A 16668-nucleotide genomic window follows, 5' to 3' on the forward strand; every position below is an offset into this window, starting at 1 on the left:
AGCGGTGCACTGGTTGTCCACAGCCTGTGGAGGCGTCGATGCGGTGGTTGGTGGGATGGAGCAGCACCGCCGCGGGCGTGTCCCAGATCGGCGCGGCGGGGGCGACCGGAAGCGACGGCGAGACCGTGCACCCGGTGGGTTCCCACCTCCTGTGGGGCGACCCTGATCCGCTGTGGGCGGTCGGCGACTGGCGGCCCGACGAGGTGCGCGTGGTCACGGTCGACGCGCAGACCCGGATCGCGGTCCTCGGCATCTGCGGCGCCTCCGATGAACAGCTGCGGGTCGGACTGCTCGCCGCGCGCGGAGGGGCACTTCGGCATCTGACGGCCTGGTCGGGTGCGTACACGGCGGTGGTCCAGGTGGGCCGCCGGATCACCGTGGGCGGCGATCTGGCGGGCGCCCGGCCGGTGTTCTACACGCCCTGGGCCGGCGGCACGGCCTACGCGACCGCGGCCCTGCCCCTCGCCGACCTCATCGAGGCCAACCTCGACTTCGGGCACCTCGCCGCGCTGCTCGCCGCCCCCGACGTACCGGGCGCGCTCCACGACTCCACGCCCTACGAGGGCGTACGGCGCATTCCGCCGGGGCACGCGCTGATCCTGCGCAACGGCGCCCGCGAGATCGCCGGCTACGAGCCCGTCGCCTCCCTCGCGGTCGCCGCGCCCACCGCCGACGCGGACAGTGCGGTCGACGGGGTGCGCGACGCGCTTGTCGACGCGGTGCGCGCCCGGCTGTCCGCGCCCCGGCACGTGCCCGACATCGACCCCGGCCCGGTGCCCGGCATGGGACCCGCCGAACGGCGTGCCGCACGCGGGATGCCGGTGCCCGGGATCGGGGCCGACCTGTCCGGGGGGCCCGCGTCCGGGACGCTCGCCCTGCTCGCCGCCGGGCTGCCGGGGATGCCTGGGACCGTCCTCGGACACGGCACCGGGGCCGGTGAGCGGCTCCTCGCGGTCACCTTCAACGACCTCGCCGTGCGCGGTCGGGAGGCCGAGGTGGAGCGGGCGGGGACGCTCGCGGCCAATCCCCGGCTGCACCACGTCGTCGTGACTGGCGGCGAGGAAACGCTCCCGTACGCCGAGCTGGACGGGCCCCTGACGGACGAACCCGGGCCCTGTCTGGTGACGGCGGCGCGGCACCGGGCGCGGCTCGCCGCGGGCAGCGCCGACCACTTCACGGGGTACGGGGCCCGGCAGGTGCTCGACGCGCATCCGGCGCGCCTCGCCGATCTGCTGATGGACCGCAAGCGGCGTCATCTGGTCCGGCCCGTGGCCGCCCTGACCAAGGCGGACGGTTCCGTGCTCGTCCCCGCGCGCGTGTACGGCGCCGCGCGGAAGCTGGCCCGTACGCCGTACCGAGTCGGTCTGGAGATGCTGGCCGACCGGCTCATGCACCAGCGTTTCGACGAGCCCGGGGGTGCGGTGGGGGCGTCTCTCGCCGCGCTCACCTGGGCCAGACCGGGGCCCGCGGCACGGTGGCTGACCGGGGAGGCGCTGGCTGAAGTATCGGTTCGCCTCCAGGGGGCCACGCACCGTTCCGGGGTCGGTCCCGGCCAGCATCCCGGCGACTTCCGCGCCCGTGCGGCGCTCGCGCGTCACGCGTCGGATCTGCGCGTCCTGGAGCAGGCCGTGGAGATCCGCTCCCAGCGGCTGCACGCGCCGTTCCTGGACAACCAGGTGGTGCGTGCCTGCCGTGCCCTCCCCGAGGCGCTGCGGGTCCGCCCCGGGGCCCGTGCGGAGATCCTCCGTACGGTCCTGGAGGGCGCCGGCGTCTCCGAGCTCCCGCCGGGCTGGGGCGCCCCGTCCCATGCCTCCTCGGCCGCGGCGACCCGTACGGGGCTGCGGGTGGCGGCGGACTCCCTGATGTCCCTGTTCGGCACGCCGTTGCTGGCGCAGGCGGGGCTGGTGGAGGCCCGGGTGGTCCGCAAGGCGCTCCGCGCGGCGGCGGAGGGCGAGCCGCTGCCGTTGGACGGTCTTGCGGACCTGGTCTCGCTGGAACTGTGGCTGGGACGGCTGCTGGCCCGCCGGGGGACGTGCTGGACGGGGACGCCGGCGCGGGCGCGGGCGGTGCCGGCGGGGATTCGGCCGCAGCGGGGGGCGTTGGGAGCGGGGGCCTCCGGCGGTTGAGCGGTGTCTTGTGCGGGTGTGTGGGGGCGGGGGTTTTTGCGCAGTTCCCCGCGCCCCTGATGCCTGCGGCGGCCTGCGCGGGCCCGGTGGGGGCTTGTGTAGCGCGTGCGGTGTGGGGTCGGGGCCGGGGTGGGGGGTGTCCGTCCTCGGTCCGGCGGCTCGGCTGCTTTAGCTGTGCTCTGTAACGGACGCCGGCCGCTGCGGGCGGACACCCCCCACCCCGTCCCCTGCTCGCCGTACGCGGCCAACGGCCCATTGGGGTGCGCGGTCGCGGCAGGGGAGATGGCGAACGGCCCGTCGTGGCGCAGGCGACTGCACCCACCCAGGGGCGCGGGGAACTGCGCGACCAGCCCCCACTCACCCGTGGTGGCCCGACAACCTGACCCGGCACCCCCATAGGCGCCCCGCGAAAAGACCCAGCAGAGATCCGGAACCCGGTGACAATGAACCGGTGCGGTACAGAATTCTGGGCGTTACCCAGGCAACGGACGACGACGGCACCGGCATACCCCTCGGCGGTCCCCGCGTCCGCACCCTGCTCGCCGCTCTCGCCCTGCGTCCCGGCCGTACCGTGGGTTCCGAGGTCCTGATCGACGAGGTGTGGGGGGAGGAGCCGCCGCAGGATGCCCCGGCTGCTCTCCAGGCCCTCGTCGGGCGTCTCCGTCGTGCCGTCGGGAAGGACGCGATCGTGTCCGGGCCGGGCGGCTACCGGCTGGTCGGTGGTGAGGATGATGTGGATCTGTATGTCTTCGAGCGCCTCGTACGGCAGGGGGCTGCTGCGTTGGCACGCGGGGACGCACGGACAGCCGCGCAGGACCTTACGGGGGCACTGGCCCTGTGGCGCGGTGACGCCCTCGCCGACCTCCCCGACCGCACCGCCGCGACCCGTCCCGAGGCACTGCGCATGGAGGCCGTCCGGACCCGGATCGAGGCGGATCTGCTGCTCGGCCGGGACCAGGACGTCGTACCGGAGTTGAAGGAGCTGACGGCGGCGCATCCGTACGACGAGCCGCTGCACGTTCTGCTCATCCGCGCCCTGCGTGACGGTGGCCGGGGTGCCGACGCCCTCGCCGCCTACGAGAACGTCCGCCGCGTCCTCGCCGACGGCCTCGGCACCGATCCGGGCCCGGAGCTGCGGGACCTGTACGGCGAGCTGCTGGCGGCACCCCTCGGGCGCCCCCGTGCCGAACGCACCGGCAACATCCGTCCGCGGCTTACCTCTTTCGTGGGCCGGGAACCCGAACTCGACGCCATCCGTTCCGAAGTGCACAGGGCCCGCCTCGTCACCCTCACCGGACCGGGCGGATCCGGAAAGACCCGTCTCGCCGAGGAAGCCGCCGCCGGGCTCCCGCAGGCGTGGCTTGTCGAGCTCGCCCCGCTCGACCGGCCGGAGGCGGTGCCCGGCGCTGTGGTCAGCGCGCTCGGTCTGCGCGAGACCGTGCTCATGACCACCGAGCTGACGGCCCCGCAGGACGACCCGCTCGCCCTGCTCGTCGAGTACTGCGCACCGCGCAGCCAACTCCTGATCCTTGACAACTGCGAACATGTCATCGAGGCGGCGGCCCACCTCGCGGAGACCCTCCTCACCCGCTGCCCGGGGCTCACCGTCCTCGCCACCAGCCGTGAACCCCTGGGCGTGCCGGGCGAGTCCGTGCGCCCGGTCGAGCCCCTCCTCCCCGATCAGGCCCACCGCCTCTTCGCCGAGCGCGCCGCCGCCGTCCGCCCCGACGCGGACGTCGTGCTCGCCGACAAGGAGGCCGTCGGCGAGATCTGCCGGCGACTCGACGGGCTGCCGCTCGCCATCGAGCTCGCGGCGGCCCGTCTGCGCCTGCTCACCCCTCGGCAGATCGCCGACCGCCTCGACGACCGTTTCCGCCTCCTGACCTCCGGAAGCCGTACCGTCCTGCCCCGCCAGCAGACCCTGCGGGCCGTCGTCGACTGGTCCTGGGAGCTGCTCGACGAGCGGGAGCGGACCCTGCTGCGCGAGGTGTCGGTGTTCGCGGGCGGCTGGGAGCTGGAGGCGGCGGAGGCGGTGTGCACCGGGCCGGCCGCGGAACTCCTCGGCGCGCTCGTGGACAAGTCCCTGATCGTGGCCACCCCGGGCGGGCGGGACGGCTCCGACGCCATGCGCTACCGCATGCTGGAGACCATCCACGAGTACGCCGTCGAGCGCGCCGCCGAGTGCCCCGAGCTGCGGGCCGCCGCCGAGCTCCGGCACCGCGCGTGGGTGCGCGCGCTGGTCGAGGAGGCCGAACCACAGCTGCGGTCGGCCGGTCAACTGCCGTGGATCTCCCGCCTGGAGACCGAGCTGGACAACATCCGCGCCGCTATGGACCGCACCCTCACCGCGGGCGACGAGACGCAGGCCGGTGCCGTGGTCCTCGCCATGGGCTGGTTCTGGTGGCTGCGCAACTACCGCCGCGAGGGCATGACCTGGGTGGAAAGGGTGCTGCGCCTCGGGGTGGCCCTGGACAAGGCGGCCGGGACGGACCGGTGCCGGACACCGAGTGACGGCGAGGCCGATGACCCGATCGACGTGTACCTCGCCGGCGCGCACGCCGAGACGCACCACCCCGCCCACCGCCCGCGCATGAACCTCCGGATGCTCCATCTCTTCCTCAAGGCCGAGACAGAGCCCATGGACGGCGACCTGGACCCCCGTCTCCGCCGCTATGTGCGACTGGTCCGGAACCACTTCGCGCAGGGCGGCCCCGACGCCGCCCGCCTCCCCGGCATCGTCTGGCCCGTGATCGGCCTCACGCTGAAGGACCCGGTGGACATCCGCCCCCTGATGGACGCCTCCGTCGCCCACTGCCGGGCCCACGGCGACGACTGGGCCGTGGCCGTCGCCCTGATGCTCCGCACCCACATGGCGGTCGACTCCCCGGGTGGCATGACCGGTGTCGACGAGGACCTGCAAGAACTCCGCGTCCTCAGCCGCCGCGCGGGCGACCGCTGGATCCGCGCCCAGGTCAGCAGCGCGGCCGGCGAGGCGGCCATGGCCCGCGGCCGTCACGCCGACGCCAAGGAGGAGTACGAGGAGGCGCTGCGCCTCGCCCACGAGGTGGGGGCGTACGCGGAGACGCCGTTCCTCGTCGCCCGGCTCGCCGAGGTCGCCTACCGCACCGGCGACCGCTCCACCGCGCTGACCACCCTGGACGAGGCGAGCGCCATCGGGGACCAGTACGGCGTTCCGGAGACCCGGGCGTTCGTCAGGCTGATGCGGGCGCACATCGCCCTGGAGGACAAGGACATCGCCCGCGCGAGCGAGTTGCTCGACACGGTTCGCGAGGAGATCGGTCAGACACCCACACCACCCCAGTTCACGGTGATGCTGAACTCGATCGCCGCGATGGTGACGGCCGCCGAGTCGGGCCCCGAACACGGACTGCCCCTGCTGGTGGACACCGTCCGAGAAGCGATCGAGAAGCGGTGTTCCGACATGGTCGTGGCGACGCTGGTGGACAGCGCGGCGGTCCTGCTCGGCGAGCTCGGCGACCTCCCGCGGGCGGTCCGGCTGCTCGCCGCCGCCGAGCGCTGGCGCGGCGGCGACCCGCGTCCCCACCCCGAGCGCGTGGAGGTGGAGCGCGCCCAGGCCGACGCCCGTACCGGCCTGGGAGCCGTGCGCTACGCGGCGGAACACACCCGGGGCACGGCCCTCACCCCGGACGAGGCCCTCGCCGAGCTCGACGAGGTGGCGCGGGCCCGGCGCGTCATGAACACCTGAACTTCGACTCCGCCCAGTCCGCGAGCATCAGGTCGTCGAAGGGACTGTGCGGCTCGACCACCAGCCGTACGGTCCGGTGCCCGGCGAGGTTCACATGGACGGGCACGGCCTGGTCGCCGCCCTTCACGAGCCCGGACCTCCACAGCCGGGCCCCGTCGGCGTACACGGAGAAGGAGACCTTGCCGAGGCCCAGCGTCATGTCGTCGACGCCGACCATCGCGTCGTAGGCGGAGCAGGTCCGGTTGAGGTCGATCGTGACGGAGGAGCGGCCGTGCACGGTCACGCCGTGGGCGTACTGGTGGTCGGCGACCGAGACGCCGTACCGCTGCCACACCCAACTGCTCTCGCCGATCCGCATCTCGGGCCCGCCGCCGTCGCCGGAGACGTCGTAGGCCAGCTCACTCCACTGGTACACCGCCGGCGGGGGCGGCGGCGGGGGAGCCGGCGTCGGAGTGGGCGTGGGGGTGGGCCTGGGCCCGGGCTTCGGGGGCGGCGTCGGTTTCGGGGTGGGGGTCGGCGTAGGCGTCGGGGTGGGCTTCGGAGGTGGTGTGGGCGTGGGGGTTGTCGGCGTCGGGGTCGGGGCGGCCGCGACGGGGATCATCGGAGGCGCCGGATCGGGCTGCTTCGGGGAAGCGGTGGGGTCGGTGGGGTCGGCGGGCTCGACCACGGGTGCGGACGCGGGCGGCTTGGCGTCCGGCTTCCTGGCCGGGCTGTCGTCGCCGATCAGCGCGAGCGCCACCGCGGCGGCGGCCACGGCGACCACACCGGCCGCGATACCCGCCTTCACCGGTGCGCCCAGCCCCTCCGAGGCCGCGGCGCCGCCCGCGCCCGCCCCGCCCGAGGAGCTCCCGCTCGCCGCGGCGGCCGCGCCCGCGGCACCGGCCGCTCCCGCCCCGGCGCCGCCCGCGATGAGCCCGACGGCCTTGGCGTACCCGGCGGCCCCGAACCAGCCGATGACCGCGAGCGGTACGACGGCGGGGATACCGCCGGCGACTTCCTTGATCTGGCCCGCGGCCAGCCGGCACTTGGCGCACTTCTCCAGGTGCTTGCGCAGGCCCCGTTCGGCACGGGTGCGCAAACTGCCGCGGGCGTAGGCGCCGAGCCGGTCGGCGTAGCGGGCGCACTCCTCGTCGGTGGCCAGGGCCGTGCTCACGTGGGCCTGGAGGTAGGCCTGCTTGAGGCCCTCGCGGGCGCGGCTGGCCAGCACGCGGGTGCCGTTGGCGTCGAGCCCGAAGAGGGTGGCGACCTCGCTCGGCGACTCGTCCTCGACCTCGGTGTGCCACAGCACGGCCTGCCAGCGCTCGGGCAGCGACCGGAAGGCCTGCATGGCCATGGACTGCTCGGCCACGTGCATCGCGCGCACGTCCGCGCCGAGGTCCACTGTGTCGGGGTCGGAGACCTCGGAGGTGCGCGCGGCCTGGGCGGCGAACACCGCGAAGTCGTCGACGAGCTGCTCCCGCTTCGCCGACTTCGTCCAGCCGGCCGCGACGCGGCGAACACTGGTGAGCAGATAGGCGCGTACGGCGTGCTCGGGGCCGTGGCCGCCGCGGACGGCCTGGAGCATGCGGGCGAAGACCTCGGCGGTGAGGTCGTCGGCGGTGTGGGCGTCGCGGCAGCAGGTGCGGGCGTAGCGGCGCACCGCGTCCGCGTGGCGGCGGAAGAGCGCCTCGTAGGCCGTGTCGTCGCCGGAGCGCATGCGCTCGATCAGGTCGGCGTCGGACGGGGGCGTCTCCCTGAGCGGCGGCAGGACGCCGCCGTCCTCGCGCCGGTCGCGCTGCGCCGGGACGCTGCCCTCGATGGGTTCGCCGCCCTGGGCCGGAATGCCGCCCCGGGCCGGGATGCCGCCCTGCGGGATGCCCGCGCGGCTCCCCTGGCCCGGCACCTGCGGGGTGCCCCCGGCTTCGCCGTCGCCCTCACCGAGGGGTTCGTTCCGCCCGTCAACGCTCATCGCGGAATGCCCCCGCCGCCGGCCCAACCAGTCCCCAACACCGGCTCAGAGTGCCATATTGGCTTTTGGTCAGTGCCCTGCGGTACGAGGCATCCACTCGTCCGTGGGGGACTTCCCGCACGGCAGTACCGAGCATCACCTGCATGGGGAAGACTCAACTGTCACGGCTGGTGCAGGAGTTGATTCGCGCACCCGGAAAACACCGGAATGCGCCGAGGTGCGGCCGGTGACCGACCGCACCCCGTTGTCACCCTTTCGAGTCACATCGGCCGGGACCGAAGTCCCTCCAAAAGGATGTCCAGCAGCCGCGCCGAGGCCGCCGCCTGCTGCGCCGCGTCCGGCAGCGAGGGCGCCGCGGTCGCGATCACCAGCAGGACGTCCGACACCGACACGTCGGTCCGCAGCTCACCGGCCGCCCGAGCCCGGTCCACGAGCTGTCCCACGACCTCCAGCAGCGCCGCGGCCCCGGCGTCGTCGGCGGAGACCAGTGGGGCCTCCTCCGGCACCAGCCGCAGCTCGCCGGCGCCGGGGGTGGTCCGCTGCTGCGGCACCCGCGTCCCGTCGTAGCCGTCGGAGATCTCGTCGGCGACTCCCACCCGCAGCACCTGCGGCGGCAGCAGCCGCCCGGCACCGGAGGCGACCGACGTGCGCAGGAAGCGCGACAGCGCCGACCACGGCTCGTCCTCCTGACCGAGCGCCGCCCGCGCCTGGTCGGTCAGCCGGGAGGTCTCCTCCTCGGCTATCCGCCGGACCAGGACGTCCTTGCTCGGGAAGCGCCGGTACACCGTGCCGACACCGACCCGGGCGCGCCGCGCCACGTCCTCCATCGGCGCGCCGTACCCCAGCTCGCCGAAGACCTCGCGCGCCGCGCGCAGTACGTGTTCCAGGTTGCGCTGTGCGTCCACGCGCAGCGGGGCCGAACGGGATCCGTCCCGTCCGTTGCCCGCCGCGCTCATCGTCGTACCCATCGCGCCGCCCATCGCCCCGCCACCGGGTGCGATGGCGGACGCGGTAGACCAATGAGAGTCCTGAATGTGCATAAATGATCCCCCGGTAATGACGTCTCCCCCCGGAGACTCTCCCCGCCATCGAAAGCCGGAGCGTGCGGAACAAGCCCGTTTCGCGAGTCCGCCCGTCGCGGACCCGGAGCGCATCCCCCTACACCCCGTCGACACACGAACATAGTTGAGTGGGGGTCAATTCAGAAGGGGCAGGTTCCGCACGGAGCGCCCCCCGATCGGAGTACGGGCGGCAAACGCCCCGATTGCACCCCCTCCGCCCGCCCGGCGCACACCCGTTGACCTGCGGGACTTCCACGCCCTCCGGCGATTCCGCCGCCCCGGCGCGCCGACGACTTCCAGTCACACGATTTGTCGAGGCTGTGGACAAACTCAAGCGGCGGGTGCGTCATGGGATGGTGAAGGAACGTGCGCGCATTCTGGTTGTCGGCGGTGGCTACGTCGGGATGTACACGGCTCTGCGTCTGCAGCGGAAGCTGAAACGGGAACTCGACGGGGGCGGAGTCGAGATCACCATCGTCACGCCCGACCCGTACATGACCTATCAGCCGTTCCTGCCCGAGGCGGCCGCCGGATCCATCTCCCCGCGCCACGTCGTCGTACCGCTGCGCCGCGTCCTCGACCGCTGCCGCATCATCGTCGGCGAGGTCACCGCGATCGACCACGCCAAACGCACGGCCTCCGTCACCACGCTCGCCACCGAGGAGGAGCGCACGGGCGGCGAACAGCTGTCGTACGACGAGCTCGTCCTCGCCCCGGGTTCGATCGCGCGCACGCTGCCGATCCCCGGACTCGCCGACCACGGCATCGGGTTCAAGACGGTCGAGGAGGCCATCGGCCTGCGCAACCACGTCATCGAGCAGATGGACATCGCCTCCTCCACCCGCGACCCCGCGATCCGCGACGCGGCCCTCACCTTCGTCTTCGTCGGCGGCGGCTACGCGGGCGTGGAGGCGCTCGGCGAGCTGGAGGACATGGCCCGCTACACCGCGCGCTATTACCGCAACGTCCTTCCCGAGGACATGAAGTGGATCCTCGTCGAGGCATCCGACCGCATCCTTCCCGAGGTCGGCGAGGAGATGGGCCGCTACACGGTCAGCGAACTGCGCCGCCGCAACATCGACGTACGGCTGAACACCCGCCTGGAGTCCTGCGTGGACCGCGTCGCCGTCCTCAGCGACGGCAACCGCTTTCCCACACGTACGGTCGTGTGGACCGCCGGCGTGAAACCCAGCCCGCTCCTCGCCGCCACCGACCTCCCGCTCAATGAGCGAGGTCGGCTGAAATGCACCCCCCAGCTCACCGTCGAGGGCACCACGCACGCGTGGGCGGCCGGAGACGCGGCCGCCGTCCCCGACGTCACCGCCGAGGGGCCCGGCAGGGAGACGGCCCCCAACGCCCAGCACGCCGTCCGCCAGGCCAGGGTCCTCGGCGACAACATCGCGCACGCGCTGCGCGGCGAGCCCCTGCAGACGTACTCCCACAAGTACGTCGGCTCGGTGGCCTCCCTGGGTCTCCACAAAGGTGTCGCGTATGTCTACGGGCGCAAACTGAAGGGCTACCCTGCCTGGTTCATGCACCGCGTCTACCACCTCAGCAGGGTCCCCACCTTCAACCGCAAGGCCCGTGTCCTGGCCGAATGGATCCTGTCGGGGCTCTTCAAGAGGGAGATCGTCTCGCTCGGTTCACTCGAACATCCCCGAGCGGAGTTCGAACTCGCGGCCGGTGGAAAGCATCCTCACGACCCCACGAACGACCCGAAGGGGTCGTCCTGACCGGACCGAGGAACTCCACGGACCGCCCCGGCGTCTGACGAATGTCGACCCGGTCGGTCACCCTGCCAGACTGGTGCCCGACTTCGGACGGGCAGCCGCCCGCCCCTCGAACCAAGAGGTTTTCCCACCGTGCTGCACCCCCGGGCTGCCGTCCCCAGCCCCCCGGCCGGGCCCGGAGCCGGCCCGAAGACGCCGAAGACGACGACACGAGGCAAGGATTCGTGAACTTCACGCGCTGGAGCGCCCGCCTCCCCGGAACGCAGCGCCGCGCGGCAGCGCGGACCGACGACCTGGTCACCGAGGACCGCCTGAGCGAGCGCGCCGTCCCCGCGGCCCGCGCCGAACAACTGACCGTGCCGACCCCCGCAGTCGACGAGCTCCCCGTCCGTGAAGTCCTCGACCGTGTCCCCGCCCTCGTCGCCCTCCTCCACGGCCCCGACCACCGCCTCGCCTACGTCAACGACGCCTATGTGGTCGCCTTCGGCCTGCGCCCCACGGGCGAACCGGCCCGCCAAGCCCTCCCGGAGCTGGAGGAGATCGGCCTGCTCCCGCTCCTCGACCAGGTCCTGCGCAGCGGCAAGCCGCGCACGGTCAAGTCCCGCAAGGCCCCCGACGGCCGCTCCTACACCTTCACCTGCACCCCGGTGACCCAAGGAGACGGGGGTGGCGGTGGTGGCGGTGTCCTCGTGTTCGCGACCGACGTCACCGACCACGCCGAGGCCGCCGAACGCCTCAGAGCCAGCGAGCGCCGCCAGCGCGAGACCGCCGTCACCCTCCAGCGCAGCCTGCTCCCCCAGGAACTCGAAGAACCCGACGACCTGCGCATCGCCGCCACCTACCACCCCGGCGGCACGGAAGCCGCGGTCGGCGGAGACTGGTACGACGTCATCACCCTCGGCGGCGGTCGCACGGCCCTGGTCATCGGTGACGTCATGGGCCGCGGGGTCCGCGCGGCAGCGGTCATGGGCCAACTCCGCACAGCCGTCCGGGCGTACGCCCGTCTGGACCTGCCCCCGCACGAGATCCTCCAGCTCCTGGACGGCCTCGCCATGGAGATCGACGCCAACCAGATCGCCACCTGCGTGTACGCCATCCACGACCCGAACGAGGGCAAGCTGGTCTACGCCTCGGCCGGCCACCTGCCCATCCTGGTCCGCGACGAGAGCGGCGTCGTCCTGCGCGCCGACGAGCCCACGGGCCCGCCCCTGGGCACCGGCGGCTGGATGCACGCCTCGGGCTCCATCCCGCTCGGCCCCGGATCCACGGCCGTCCTCTACACGGACGGCCTGGTCGAGCGCCGCAACGAAGACCTGGACGAAGGCATCGCGGCCCTCGAACGCGCCCTGGCCGGCGCCACCGGCACCCCCCAGGTGATCTGCGACCGCCTGGTCCGCTCGGCCGGCGTCACCGCGGAGCACGACGACGACGTGGCCGTCATGGTCCTCCAGCACCCGGCCCACACGGGCCCCGACAGCGAACTCTTCCGCAACGCCGCGCTGGAACTGCTGGGCGGCGTCGAGGCGGCTCCACGCGCGCGTGCGTTCGCCTCCGGCGTGCTGACGAGCTGGCGGTTCCCGGTCGAACTGCATGACCTGGGCGTGCTGGCGGTGAGTGAACTCGTCGCCAATTCGCTTCAGCACGGGATGCCACCCATGCGGCTGCGACTGCGCCGCACCGACCGGCGGCTGATCGTCGAGGTGACCGACGGGGACGACCACCTCCCCCGGCGCCGCAGGGCCGAAGCCGGTGACGAGTCCGGTCGCGGGATCGCCATCGTGGCGACCATCGCGTCGAACTGGGGGTCCCGGAGGACGCCGGGGGGTGGCAAGGCGGTCTGGTGCGAGTTCGTGCTGCCCCAGGGGTAGCGCGGCCTGCGCCCCTGAGGAGTCGCAGCTAGGCGGCCAGAGACTTGGCCGTTGCTCCACCCTGGGCCACCACTCGGCTCTTCCTCAGGGAGGGCTGGTTCTGTACCGGGGTGAGCTGCCTGCCCAGTCGTATCGCCAGGTACGTGATGCCCAGCGAGAACAGCAGGAACGTCACGACGTACGGCGCGTGCAGCGAGGCTCCCATCGGGCCGCCCACCGCCGGGCCGACCGCCAGCGCGAGCTGCTTCACCAGGGCGAAGGCGGAGTTGTACTGGCCCGCCATCCCCTCCGGCGCCAGATCGGCCACCAGCGGAGCCACCGTCGGCGACAGCATCGCCTCGCCCAGTCCGAAGAGCGCATACGTCGACACGAATGCGGCCGTGGCCATCTCCCGGCTGCCATGGCCGAGCCCGGCGTAGCCCGCGGTGACCCACGCCACGGCCCAGATGAGCCCGACCAGGGCGATCACCCGGGACCGCCGCCGCCGCTCGACGAACCTCAGCACGGCGAACTGGGCGACCACGATCATCGCGGTGTTGGCGGCCAGGGCCGTGCCCAGCGCGGAGGTGGAGATGCCGGCGGCCTCGACGCCGTACGCGCTCAGGCCCGACTCGAACTGTCCGTAGCAGGCGAAGAACAGCACGAAGCCCAGCACGCACAACTGCACCATGGCCCGGTTGCCGAGCAACTGCTTCCAGCTGCCCTTGGCGGACCGGGTCGGCGCGCCCTCGATGCCCGGGGCGTGCGGCAGCCGGAGGGTCGCCATCACGACCACCAGCAGCAGGAACATCGCCGCCTCGATCGCGAACAACAGAGTGAAGGACGCGGTGCTCGACGTGTCGACGAGATGGCCGCCGATGAGACCGCCGACACCGAGGCCGAGGTTCTGCAGGAAGAACTGCGTCGCGAAGGCCCGGGACCGCGTCTCCGATGTGGAGCAGTCCACGATCATCGTCGCGAGCGCGGGCTGCATCACGGCCTGACCGGCCCCGAGCGCGGCCGCCGACAGCAGCACGGTGGCCGCGTGGCCCGCCAGCCCGAGGCTCAGCGATCCGAGGGCGGCCATGACCAGAGCGGTGAGCAGCACAGGCAACGGGCCGCGCCGGACGATGGCCCGCCCGGCGAACGGCAGCACGACCAGCGCCGCCACGGCGAAGACGGCGAGCACCAGCCCCGCCGTCATGGCCCCAAGGCCCCGCACCTGCGCCACGTAGACGTACAGGTAGGGGACGGTGAAACCGAGCCCGAACGCGCTGAGTGCGTTGCCCACGTGGATCCGACGCATCTCTGCGCCCCTCGCCCTGGTCACGTTCACCTCTCTCACTAGTTAGGAGTGAAGACTTCGAAGCTAAAGTTCGAAGCTAAACAGTACATACCGAAGGACTTCGATGCAAAGGAGGTGCGTGCCATACTGCGGCCATGGCCGAGACCCCCGGCGTCCCCGAGCCGACGCTCGAGGAACAGATCGCCGCCTACCAGCGCGAGTTCCAGGACCTCGACCCCCAGGTCGAGCAGATCGTCTCGGCGCTGTCCCGGCTGAACCGCCGTATGAACGTCGCCTACGGCCGCCAGACCGCCGACCTCGGCATCAGCAACGCCGAGTGGGAGGTCCTCAAGGCGCTCGTGCTCTCCGGGGCCCCTTATCGGATGGGTCCCAGTGACCTCGCCAAGCGCCTCGGCCTCACGCCGGCCGCGATGACCCACCGGATCGACCGCATGCTCGCCGAAGGACTGGTGACCCGGGAGCGGGACGAGTCCAACCGCGTCCGCGTGATCGTGGAGCTCACCGCCGAAGGCCGCGAGAAGTGGCTGGAGGCGATGCGCCTCGCCACGGTCTTCGAGGAGGACCTGCTCCAGGACCTGTCCGCGGAGGAGCGCAACACCCTCGGGGACGTCCTCACCCGCCTCCTGCGTAGGGTGGAACACGCACAGCCGGACGCCGGCGGGCGACTGAGCGACCTCGACTGAAAAGATCTTGACAGAGGGTGCTTGACAGCCACCTGCCGGATCCGTAGAGTTCTTCGGGTTGCCACGGGGCCGTAACGGTTCCTCGGTAGCACCTCCGCCGCGAGAGCGGCCACTCAAACCATCAGAACGATCTCCCAGCCGGGATGAATTCGGTGTGCCCGAATTCAATTCGATTTGGATGCGGCTCCTCGATTTGGGAGCGCAGCGAGAATCCGCTAAGGTTTGAGACGTCGGAACGGCCCAACGGCTGGGAAGACAAGCCCCCTGACTGGGAATCAGGCCCGAAAGGATCTGATAGAGTCGGAACCGCCGGAAAGGGAAACGCGAGAGCGGGAACCTGGAAAGCACCGAGGAATCGGAACCGGAAACGGTCTGATAGAGTCGGAAACGCAAGACCGAAGGGAAAAGCCCGGAGGAAAGCCCGAGAGGGTGAGTACAAAGGAAGCGTCCGTTCCTTGAGAACTCAACAGCGTGCCAAAAATCAACGCCAGATATGTTGATACCCCGTCCATCGGACTTGTTCCGGTGGCGAGGTTCCTTTGAAATAAACACAGCGAGGACGCTGTGAACGACCGCCTTATTCCGGTGGTTGTTCCGCTCTCGTGTGTGTGCACCCGATTACGGGTAAACATTCACGGAGAGTTTGATCCTGGCTCAGGACGAACGCTGGCGGCGTGCTTAACACATGCAAGTCGAACGATGAACCACTTCGGTGGGGATTAGTGGCGAACGGGTGAGTAACACGTGGGCAATCTGCCCTTCACTCTGGGACAAGCCCTGGAAACGGGGTCTAATACCGGATATCACTGCCACTCGCATGGGTGGTGGTTGAAAGCTCCGGCGGTGAAGGATGAGCCCGCGGCCTATCAGCTTGTTGGTGAGGTAATGGCTCACCAAGGCGACGACGGGTAGCCGGCCTGAGAGGGCGACCGGCCACACTGGGACTGAGACACGGCCCAGACTCCTACGGGAGGCAGCAGTGGGGAATATTGCACAATGGGCGAAAGCCTGATGCAGCGACGCCGCGTGAGGGATGACGGCCTTCGGGTTGTAAACCTCTTTCAGCAGGGAAGAAGCGAAAGTGACGGTACCTGCAGAAGAAGCGCCGGCTAACTACGTGCCAGCAGCCGCGGTAATACGTAGGGCGCAAGCGTTGTCCGGAATTATTGGGCGTAAAGAGCTCGTAGGCGGCTTGTCACGTCGGGTGTGAAAGCCCGGGGCTTAACCCCGGGTCTGCATTCGATACGGGCTAGCTAGAGTGTGGTAGGGGAGATCGGAATTCCTGGTGTAGCGGTGAAATGCGCAGATATCAGGAGGAACACCGGTGGCGAAGGCGGATCTCTGGGCCATTACTGACGCTGAGGAGCGAAAGCGTGGGGAGCGAACAGGATTAGATACCCTGGTAGTCCACGCCGTAAACGGTGGGAACTAGGTGTTGGCGACATTCCACGTCGTCGGTGCCGCAGCTAACGCATTAAGTTCCCCGCCTGGGGAGTACGGCCGCAAGGCTAAAACTCAAAGGAATTGACGGGGGCCCGCACAAGCAGCGGAGCATGTGGCTTAATTCGACGCAACGCGAAGAACCTTACCAAGGCTTGACATACGCCGGAAAGCATCAGAGATGGTGCCCCCCTTGTGGTCGGTGTACAGGTGGTGCATGGCTGTCGTCAGCTCGTGTCGTGAGATGTTGGGTTAAGTCCCGCAACGAGCGCAACCCTTGTCCTGTGTTGCCAGCATGCCCTTCGGGGTGATGGGGACTCACAGGAGACCGCCGGGGTCAACTCGGAGGAAGGTGGGGACGACGTCAAGTCATCATGCCCCTTATGTCTTGGGCTGCACACGTGCTACAATGGCAGGTACAATGAGCTGCGATACCGCGAGGTGGAGCGAATCTCAAAAAGCCTGTCTCAGTTCGGATTGGGGTCTGCAACTCGACCCCATGAAGTCGGAGTTGCTAGTAATCGCAGATCAGCATTGCTGCGGTGAATACGTTCCCGGGCCTTGTACACACCGCCCGTCACGTCACGAAAGTCGGTAACACCCGAAGCCGGTGGCCCAACCCCCTTGTGGGGAGGGAGCTGTCGAAGGTGGGACTGGCGATTGGGACGAAGTCGTAACAAGGTAGCCGTACCGGAAGGTGCGGCTGGATCACCTCCTTTCTAAGGAGCATCTAGGCCGCCAAGCTTGCTTGGTGGTCCAGGGCCAGTACATCGGCGTACGTCCGATGCTGGTTGCTCATG

At 70.9% G+C, this 16668-nt stretch carries 8 protein-coding genes and 1 rRNA gene; 6 read left to right on the forward strand and 3 right to left on the reverse strand.

All coding sequences use genetic code 11. The annotated features are described in order from the left end of the window. Positions 1-38 precede the first annotated feature (38 nt). The gene (locus RKD20_RS23485; protein ID WP_424879430.1) at positions 39-2126 is read left to right on the forward strand and encodes an asparagine synthase-related protein; all 2088 of its coding nucleotides are present in this window, start codon (positions 39-41) and stop codon (positions 2124-2126) included. A gap of 451 nt (positions 2127-2577) precedes the next feature. Next, positions 2578-5853 carry a BTAD domain-containing putative transcriptional regulator gene (locus tag RKD20_RS23490; protein ID WP_424879431.1) on the forward strand — a complete coding sequence of 1092 codons (3276 nt, stop codon included), beginning with the start codon at positions 2578-2580 and terminating at the stop codon, positions 5851-5853. Here the strand turns inward: RKD20_RS23490 and RKD20_RS23495 are convergent. Beyond that, positions 5840-7801 carry a sigma-70 family RNA polymerase sigma factor gene (locus RKD20_RS23495; protein WP_424879432.1) on the reverse strand — a complete coding sequence of 654 codons (1962 nt, stop codon included), beginning with the start codon at positions 7799-7801 and terminating at the stop codon, positions 5840-5842. The two genes, RKD20_RS23490 and RKD20_RS23495, sit on opposite strands and share 14 nt — an antisense overlap. Before the next feature lie 260 nt (positions 7802-8061). Continuing rightward, a complete protein-coding gene (locus RKD20_RS23500; protein WP_424879433.1) occupies positions 8062-8841 on the reverse strand; it encodes a TetR/AcrR family transcriptional regulator in 780 nt (259 codons plus the stop codon). A 374-nt stretch (positions 8842-9215) separates the two neighbouring features. Here RKD20_RS23500 and RKD20_RS23505 point away from each other — a divergent pair, with 374 nt between their 5' ends. Both RKD20_RS23505 and RKD20_RS23510 read left to right on the forward strand, forming a co-directional pair. Beyond that, complete coding sequence (locus RKD20_RS23505) at positions 9216-10595, forward strand: NAD(P)/FAD-dependent oxidoreductase (protein ID WP_424879434.1); 1380 nt, start codon at positions 9216-9218, stop codon at positions 10593-10595. Positions 10596-10816: 221 nt separating this feature from the next. Continuing rightward, positions 10817-12460 (forward strand): ATP-binding SpoIIE family protein phosphatase, encoded by a 1644-nt coding sequence (locus tag RKD20_RS23510; RefSeq protein WP_424879435.1) that lies wholly within the window; start codon positions 10817-10819, stop codon positions 12458-12460. Positions 12461-12488: 28 nt separating this feature from the next. On the opposite strand, the gene RKD20_RS23515 is transcribed toward RKD20_RS23510, so the two are convergent. Continuing rightward, positions 12489-13745 carry an MFS transporter gene (locus RKD20_RS23515; protein WP_424879436.1) on the reverse strand — a complete coding sequence of 419 codons (1257 nt, stop codon included), beginning with the start codon at positions 13743-13745 and terminating at the stop codon, positions 12489-12491. Between the two features lie 134 nt (positions 13746-13879). Between RKD20_RS23515 and RKD20_RS23520 the strand changes: the two genes are divergently transcribed. Next, positions 13880-14428 carry a MarR family winged helix-turn-helix transcriptional regulator gene (locus tag RKD20_RS23520; protein ID WP_020124197.1) on the forward strand — a complete coding sequence of 183 codons (549 nt, stop codon included), beginning with the start codon at positions 13880-13882 and terminating at the stop codon, positions 14426-14428. Positions 14429-15059: 631 nt separating this feature from the next. Continuing rightward, positions 15060-16587: ribosomal RNA gene (locus RKD20_RS23525) — 16S ribosomal RNA — on the forward strand. Positions 16588-16668 lie beyond the last annotated feature (81 nt).

It is taken from the genome of Streptomyces sp. SLBN-8D4, assembly GCF_049739545.1.
Taxonomy (GTDB): Bacteria; Actinomycetota; Actinomycetes; order Streptomycetales; family Streptomycetaceae; genus Streptomyces; species Streptomyces canus_C.

What these genes read in the sequence shown, in the direction of transcription:
- RKD20_RS23485 (WP_424879430.1), top strand. Translation starts at nt 39, where the DNA reads ATGCGGTGGTTGGTGGGATGGAGCAGCACCGCCGCGGGCGTGTCCCAG.
- RKD20_RS23495 (WP_424879432.1), bottom strand. Translation starts at nt 7,801, where the DNA reads ATGAGCGTTGACGGGCGGAACGAACCCCTCGGTGAGGGCGACGGCGAA.
- RKD20_RS23500 (WP_424879433.1), bottom strand. Translation starts at nt 8,841, where the DNA reads ATGCACATTCAGGACTCTCATTGGTCTACCGCGTCCGCCATCGCACCC.
- RKD20_RS23505 (WP_424879434.1), top strand. Translation starts at nt 9,216, where the DNA reads ATGGTGAAGGAACGTGCGCGCATTCTGGTTGTCGGCGGTGGCTACGTC.
- RKD20_RS23515 (WP_424879436.1), bottom strand. Translation starts at nt 13,745, where the DNA reads ATGCGTCGGATCCACGTGGGCAACGCACTCAGCGCGTTCGGGCTCGGT.
- RKD20_RS23520 (WP_020124197.1), top strand. Translation starts at nt 13,880, where the DNA reads ATGGCCGAGACCCCCGGCGTCCCCGAGCCGACGCTCGAGGAACAGATC.